Raw genomic sequence first — 6,961 nt, forward strand, 5'->3', positions numbered from 1 at the left:
TTACCAGTGGATGTTTAGGCCCGCTAATGGGCCTTGCATCACCACATCAATGGCATATTTATTGGAATCATCCTTACCATTATCAAAATCATAGCCCATCGCGCGATAGCCAAAAAATGCAGAGCCCCAATCCATGAAGCGGTAATCAACGATTGCTGATGTATTCCAAATAAAATCAGAGCCACCGCCGCCCACATCTCCTCTAAACACAAACTGCCATTTATCCGCAAATTGGGTTTTCACGCGGCCGCCAACAAAACCATCGTACCAAGTATCACCTGTGCTAAGACTGGTAGGGAAAGGTAATGGCGCACCGGTAATGTTCATTGAAATATCTTGTTCTAAACGCCTGACGCCGGCCAATACTTCAAAGTTTGTGTTGTCCATTTTTCCTACAACGTAGCCGACACCAAGTTCACCCATTTGATTCTTAAAGGTGACATCAACCGTACCGCCAAATGGAGTCGTAGAGGATGGTGTTAGGGTCATATTTTGATACTCAGCAAACAGTATCAGATCCTTCTTTTGTGCTTCAAAATGGAAAGTAAACACCGCATCTAAATTACTTAGCAAATCGTTTTTAAAATCAAGATCAAGAGGTAATGAACCAGATCCCGCTTCGGCATTACCGTTTAAGTTTGATCCCCAAACAAATAAGGGGGCCAGCGAGAATTGCCAATCATCACTTTCGTTGGCAATACTGCTGGTACTGACCACACTGCATACCGCAAAACTAACAATACGAACATACTTGTTCATGGTTAACTCCTTTCATTATTGTAAAAAACACTGATTGGGTAGCGCTTGGTTATTTCTTTGTAAAACGGCGCAATAAGCTTCGATATATTTAACGTCTCGGCTAATTTGGTAGGCATTGCCAATATGTTGGATCGCTTTTTCTAGATTGACGCTTTCATAAGCAAGACCAGTCACAAACTGATATTGAGCATTATTCGGTACAACCGTTAATAACTGTTCAAATGAGGCAATTGCCGCATCTAGCTTTTGTAGCCGAATATTCGCCAGCCCATATTGATATAATAATTGTTCATTGTTGGGTTGACGCTTTAACCCTTGAGCTAATATGGACGTTGCTTGCTGCTGTTTATTTTGCGTGCGATACACATTATTGAGCTTTAAATACGGGGCAACAAAATTTGGCTCGACAATTATCGCTTGCAAATAATGTTGCTCAGCGTCTTTTAAGTTTCCTTTTAACCACGCCACATCACCTATATTGCTGCGATTTGCTCCGCGATCACTGAGGTATTCTTGTATTTCGAGGTATTCAGATAACACCTGATTGAGCAATGGATTTTTAGAGAGCTCGCTACTATCAAGATAGATAAGTGACGCAGCGGCCTCACTGCGAATCAGTAACACAGGATCATTTAGTAGCTGCTTTAAAACCAACTTTTGTTGCGCAATAGGCTGAGGGATCAGCGCATCCAACACGCCTTGGCGTATGTATTGATTTGGGTGATTGAACAATTTGTTAATGGCATTGAGACTATAAGAGTCGGCAAAATACTGCATTCTAGACAGCGCTGACGCTCGAATGATGAACGCTTGATCTTCATCTAGCGCAATATCGGCTAATGCTTGGTTGGTGCTGTTATTGCCACTTTCGGCTTCAGAAAAAGCTAACGAAAAATGACTATTCGTTAACTTTTCATCGCGCTCAAACCACTGGTTAAGATGTTCACTTGCCCATTGATTACTCTGATCTTGATGGCAGTTAGTACAGGCATTCGGCGCGCCGGTTTTATCCGACAATTCGGGTCTAGGGATTTGAAAGCTATGATCTTTTCGCCAATCCACTTGCATGTAATTTTGCTCAACCATATGACAACTGGAGCATTTATCGGTTTCTAGACCTATTGGGTGATGTGCATGTTTTTCCGCGTTGTATTGCTCTGCGCTATGGCATTGTTGACAAAGCTGAGGCTCAGGCAGTTTTATCTTGGCGGTGTGCGGATTATGGCAATCACTGCAGGTTACTCCTGCTTTATGCATTTTTGATTGTAGAAAAGAGCCGTAAACATAGTCTTCATCAAAAATTTGCCCGTCGGGATAATACAAGTCTGAGCTGATTAAATTAAGTTTGTGTCGCTGTGAAAATTGCGGATGAAGACCGTCTTCATTAAGTTGAATACGACGACTATGGCACTGCGCGCAAACAGGGTCGCTGTTAATGTCTCGACCGGTTACGTCATAGGGCGTGGCGACTTTGTTGTCTTTGATATGCTGCGCAGAAGGCCCGTGGCACGCCTCACAGCCAACATTAATTTCTGACCAAGTGGTATTGTAACGATTGAGTTTTGAGTCATACCCTTTTTGCAAATTGGTTGAATGGCAGTCAGCACACATATAATTCCAATTTTGCCCATGGTTTAACCAAAAAAAGTCATCGCTGGGCTTATCAAACTCAGGATATAAATGAAACCAACGCTGTCCACCGTCACTTTTATCGCGGGTATCCCATGCAAAGGGAATTAATTGCACGCGACCATCGGCAAATTCCACCATATATTGTTGTAAGGGGTAAATAGCAAAGGTATAGCTCACTTTATATTTATTAAATTGCCCTTGTTGATCTTTTAATGTCACCCAATATTGACCATCTTCAATACTAAAATGATATTTCTCGCCTTTGAATAATACGGTCTGATTATCAAAGTTGCCTTTTACTGTTTGGCTATTTGCCTCTGCCATAGCATCAAAATGTTGTGATGTTTGCCATTGCTCATGCTCTTGTTCATGGCAAGATTGGCAAACATCACTTCCAACATATTCCGATGCAAATAACATCGATGAATAGCAGAAGAATAGAAGTAAAAAAACACGAAAAATAGCGGTTAGCATTGGGAGTTCAACCGTTAAGTAAGGTGGGTTGCCCCACCTATATTTGCTATTGATAAATTTCAGATTCAGGGAACCAGTGGCTCCAAATCATCCATGGCATACCAGAATATAAGTTGGCGCGAGATAACTGCCCGCCATCATATTTCCCGTATGGATCGACATTCACCTGTTGCCAATTTCGACTGTTATCGACTAGATAAGCCGCTACGGTGTCAAATTCAGGGTATTGCACAAATAACACATCTTGCGCAGGTAAATGAGCCACAAACTGTTGCTGCTTATCAAAATGACTTTGAGTCACCGCAATGGATTTACCATCAATGGTTACGCCCCATATTTGCTCGCCTGATTCCACCCTTGGATCTGGCTCATTCAGAGTAGGAAACATGGCTACGCCTTCATAATGCGGGATCAATGCGGTATCAAATAATTTGAGGGTTAGCTGATCAAATGCATTTGGCTTGTAATTAAAGACTTGTCCCTTTGGATACAAGGATTTAAATGCTTGCCACGTCATTCGTTGCACTGGGTATTGCTGCAACTGAGTTTGGCTATATTCTGCCGTGCCCGTCACCTGTTGAATAAGCTCGCCGCTGTTTCGGTCGGTGAAAATAAGGTTGTTATGAACCTGCGCGATAACTCTAAAATCCGTTTCTTGACCGTTCATTTTAGGGTTAAACGCCACTGGCAAATTACTTAACGCACAATAGGTCATCACGGTTTCTTGGCCGCCTATTTTATCACCCACGATATGGGGCAATTGCATCCAATCTCTTGGGTAGGCACGTGCATCGCCATTGATCTCTAGCACAAAGACATCGCTATCATCACTGAGCTTCTGATTGGCCTGCTCAACAGACATAAATTCCGCGCCATATTGCTGAGCTCTTAGCCAAAACTCGGGCGCAAAAACATTGATAAAAAATAAACAGGCAACGATGGCTATACCATATAACCCAATCCATTTTTTACCCAGCAATGACCCTTTCAGGAGTAAATAAATCGCTACTACTGCTAATGCCACGATAAAGACATTTAGCGCAACACGATATTCAAAATAGCTAAATACCCATTCCCTTGGCATATTTATCATTTGCCCCGCTTCGGTAAGGGCAATTGCACCAAACGCCCCCACCAGCAAGCTGATAATCGCTAATATAAAAGCACTCTTTTTCATTACACTTCCCTTGGTAGTGATTGGCACTGAGATTGCTCTCAGTGCCATGAGTGATTATTTTTGCCAAGACATAAAGTCTGCAACCAGTTTCTTCGTTTCAGGTCGCAAGTTTTCTACGCCAGAATATGGCGTACCCTTGCCTAACGGTAAATGAGGGTATTTTTCGATAGTTAACATGTGACGTTTCATCATGTCTTGGAAAGATGCCCCAGACCACAATGCCATACCGATATGCGGGTTTTCTTCACGAGGGTCGCGATAGACATTAAATACCGGCGCGGCCGCACCTGGCATGCCCGGCGCTGGCATGTGCATTTTGAATTGGTCTTTCACTACCGCGGCTAAACGCGGGCCTTGGTAAACATACACATAGTCACGGCGGCCATTTTTTTCACCCTCTAGCAATAGAGCGGTCTGGTTAATGCCATCAATGACGCGGTCACGAGGAATATACTCCGTTGCTTGAGCAATCGTGGCGATGGTGGTGTATAAATCACTCACATGGATAATGTCACTGGCAGCAGTGTTAGATGGAATCGCAGCAGGCCAACGAACGTAGGCATCGGTACGGATACCACCTTCTAGGAAATCGGTTTTACCACCACGATAAATCAGCTCACTTAACCCTGATGGACCACCATAATGGTACATTAAGCCGTTATCAGCCATTAGGATAACCAGTGTATTATCGGCAATGCCTAATGCATCTAACTCAGTTAAAAACTCACCAAACCACGTATCTAGTAGCTGAAGTTTTTCCGCCATATAACCGCCATTTCGAGATACGTTTTGTTCATTGTCATGCACAAAGTTCAGCGGATACAGTGGCCAGTATTGCAAGTAAAAAGGTTTGTCTGCTTTAGAAAGTTGTTGCAGTTGATCTATCGCTTGCTCTTGATAGCGAACGTTCATGGCATGATAATCCGCTTGCGACCATTCATGTCCTGCCGGCATGTGCACTTCTCTGGCTTTTTGACCTTTGTGAGCTTCAAGTCCAGTAAGCATGCCTTTTGGTCGGAAGGTGTCATCAATAATAAAATCGTTGTTTTGCATTGAATCATGCCAACCAAACAGATTATTCGCTTTTGACGCTTCTTTGGTCATTAGCGAAAGCTGCACCTGTTGATGCGCAGGAAATGCGGCAAAATCAAAACCTTGGTTATGAGGGAAAGACTGCTCTATGTCTCCTTGGTGCCATTTACCAATGTGCGCAGTACTGTAACCAGCTTCAGATAGTACTTCGGCAATGGTCACTTCTTCTTTTGATAACCCTTCACCAACTAAAGTCACTTTTACTTCACTTGAACCACTGCGGATTGGATGACGACCTGTCATCATAGCGGCGCGTGTTGGTGTACAAGATGGCTCAGTGTACATACGCTCCAACGACAAACTTTCGTTGGCAAATTGGTTGATGTTTTCGGTGTTCACCCCCATCACATGGTTCATTTTGCGGTTGCCCATTTGGCCATAGCTCAAATCATCAACCAGCATATAAATGATATTGGGACGTTTACCGCCATTCTTCTCACGGATTTCAGCCAGTTTCGCCTCGATCTGTTTATCTTGTGCTTGCCACTTTTCTCCGTGTTGCGCTTCTAAAACCCCGAATTGCGCATCGTACACAATCCCTTTCGCCATTACCGCTGTGCTGCCTGCCAACAAGCAACTCAACGTTAACATTCCCTGTATTTTCATTTTTATTCCCTCGGCTAACTGTTGCACAGATTAATTGTAAAAATGAATGTTATTTCTTAACAAACCAATTACTTGTATTAACATTCTATATTAGAATGTGAAATGAAATATCATTAATCTGCCAACTTAATTTTAGAGAGAACATGCAACCACAAGCAACGCCCCTTTTGCACTCAATCGCCATTCCAAGCGTTGAGTTATTGAATGAATCTCTCAAGCCATGGGGGCTTGATTTTATTCAGTTAGAAAAAGGCATTTTTCATACTCACTTAACGCAACTGCAGTTGCCACAAGCGGTATTACAAAAGATTTCGTTTGATAAACAAGTTTGGCAACGAGGCGTCGCCCCTGCAGAGTGTTTAAATATTGGGATAATGACCCAACACACTGGGCCTATTTGTTGGAACAACGCGCCAATCCAGTTGGACACGTTAGAGGTTTTTAGCAGTAGTGATGGCTTTGACGTGATTTCCCCCGCCGGGTTCGAAGCGTACACTTTCTCGGTGCACAAAAGCGTAGTTGAGAGTTATATTGAAAAAAGTAAGCTATTAATTGATTGTGATTTGTTATTAAACTCACACCAAATACACCTTTGTACGCCTCAATATATTGATGGGTTAACTCGAATATTTTCGCATATGCTTAGCGAAACATTTAGCTGTCAGTCTCCCCTTGCGCAAACCCAAACCGTGTTAGATTTAACCAACGACTTGCTTTTGCAGCTAGAAACGAAAACCATTTTTAAGCAAAGAACGAGTAAAACTCCAAGAGATAAAGTCATTAAACGTGCGCTCGATTATATACTGGAAAATATTCACTCCCCTATTAACCTCAGCGAAATTTGCGCAATCACCCACACCAGTTTACGCACTCTAGATCGATGTTTTAAAGAGAAATTTCAGGCCTCACCAAAAACTATCATCATTGCACTTAGACTGCATGCCTTTAGAAAAATGCTCATTTCGCACCCTGAGCAAAAAATTTATCAGACAGCTAGCTTGTGTGGTTTTTGGCACATGGGAAAATTAAGCGAAGATTACTTCAGCATGTTTGGCGAGTTACCTAGCCAAACTAGGCGAGCTGCCGAGCATGCGCCTAGAAAGAGGTTAACGGTAAGTTAGAGTAAGTGATAATACTTACAGCGACGATCTATAGATTGCGAGCATAACAAAACCAGCCATTTCAGACTGGTTTTTGTTTGTCATACCCTAACACTCAGAA

The 6,961-nt window shown here is 42.7% G+C and carries 5 protein-coding genes; 1 reads left to right on the forward strand and 4 read right to left on the reverse strand.

Features of this window, described 5'->3' with window-relative positions; all coding sequences use genetic code 11:
- The 4 genes from QV280_RS16515 to QV280_RS16530 all read right to left on the reverse strand — a co-directional run bounded on the left by QV280_RS16515 (position 1) and on the right by QV280_RS16530 (position 5,740).
- Positions 1-759 (reverse strand): hypothetical protein, encoded by a 759-nt coding sequence (locus QV280_RS16515; RefSeq protein ID WP_023404866.1) that lies wholly within the window; start codon positions 757-759, stop codon positions 1-3.
- Positions 760-774: 15 nt separating this feature from the next.
- Positions 775-2,811, reverse strand: a complete 2,037-nt coding sequence (locus tag QV280_RS16520) for a multiheme c-type cytochrome (protein WP_172972810.1) — start codon at positions 2,809-2,811, stop codon at positions 775-777.
- Positions 2,812-2,911: 100 nt separating this feature from the next.
- On the reverse strand, positions 2,912-4,042 hold the full coding sequence (locus tag QV280_RS16525; protein WP_172972796.1) for a DUF3179 domain-containing (seleno)protein: 1,131 nt from the start codon (positions 4,040-4,042) through the stop codon (positions 2,912-2,914).
- Positions 4,043-4,096: 54 nt separating this feature from the next.
- Positions 4,097-5,740 carry a sulfatase-like hydrolase/transferase gene (locus QV280_RS16530; RefSeq protein ID WP_152820096.1) on the reverse strand — a complete coding sequence of 548 codons (1,644 nt, stop codon included), beginning with the start codon at positions 5,738-5,740 and terminating at the stop codon, positions 4,097-4,099.
- 143 nt (positions 5,741-5,883) lie between these two features.
- Between QV280_RS16530 and QV280_RS16535 the strand changes: the two genes are divergently transcribed.
- Positions 5,884-6,861 (forward strand): helix-turn-helix domain-containing protein, encoded by a 978-nt coding sequence (locus QV280_RS16535; RefSeq protein ID WP_023404862.1) that lies wholly within the window; start codon positions 5,884-5,886, stop codon positions 6,859-6,861.
- Positions 6,862-6,961: the final 100 nt, after the last annotated feature.

Source organism: Vibrio sp. B1Z05 (genome assembly GCF_052955985.1).

Bases quoted from the DNA above. Each gene is read 5' to 3' on its own strand.
- QV280_RS16515 (WP_023404866.1), bottom strand. From the start codon at position 759: ATGAACAAGTATGTTCGTATTGTTAGTTTTGCGGTATGCAGTGTGGTC.
- QV280_RS16520 (WP_172972810.1), bottom strand. From the start codon at position 2,811: ATGTTATTTGCATCGGAATATGTTGGAAGTGATGTTTGCCAATCTTGC.
- QV280_RS16525 (WP_172972796.1), bottom strand. From the start codon at position 4,042: ATGAAAAAGAGTGCTTTTATATTAGCGATTATCAGCTTGCTGGTGGGG.
- QV280_RS16530 (WP_152820096.1), bottom strand. From the start codon at position 5,740: ATGAAAATACAGGGAATGTTAACGTTGAGTTGCTTGTTGGCAGGCAGC.
- QV280_RS16535 (WP_023404862.1), top strand. From the start codon at position 5,884: ATGCAACCACAAGCAACGCCCCTTTTGCACTCAATCGCCATTCCAAGC.